The organism is Pseudomonas sp. SMV7 (genome assembly GCF_052041995.1).
GTDB lineage: Bacteria > Pseudomonadota > Gammaproteobacteria > Pseudomonadales > Pseudomonadaceae > Aquipseudomonas.
In genome coordinates, this window is record NZ_JBKGGT010000065.1 from 1 (window position 1) to 400 (window position 400).

Genomic DNA, 400 nt, shown 5'->3' on the forward strand with positions numbered 1-400 from the left:
CTCGATCGCGCGGTGCACGAAGTCGCCGGACGACAGCGCAGCGTTACCGAGGAAGCGCGGGTGGCGCTCGTCGACCACACCTTTACCCATCTGCGTGGTGATGAACGGGATGCCGGTCTTGTCGATCAGCTGCTTGAGGACCTTGGCGGTCATCTTGCGGTTGGCGCCGGCACCGATCACCAGGATCGGGTTACGCGCGTTCTGCAGCTTCTGCACGGCAGCCTCGATGGCCACGTGCTCGGCCAGCGGGCGGCGGTGCAGGCTTGGCGGGATCGGCAGGGCGTCGGTCTGCTCGGCGGCGATGTCCTCCGGCAGTTCCAGGTGCACTGCACCGGGCTTTTCTTCTTCAGCCAGGCGGAACGCTTCGCGCATGCGCGCCGGGATGTTGTCGGCCGAGGCA

1 pseudogene is annotated in these 400 nt (G+C 67.0%); it reads right to left on the reverse strand.

The features are described from left to right. A pseudogene (locus tag ACLEJP_RS25545) lies at window positions 1-400 on the reverse strand (acetolactate synthase large subunit); the annotation flags it as partial.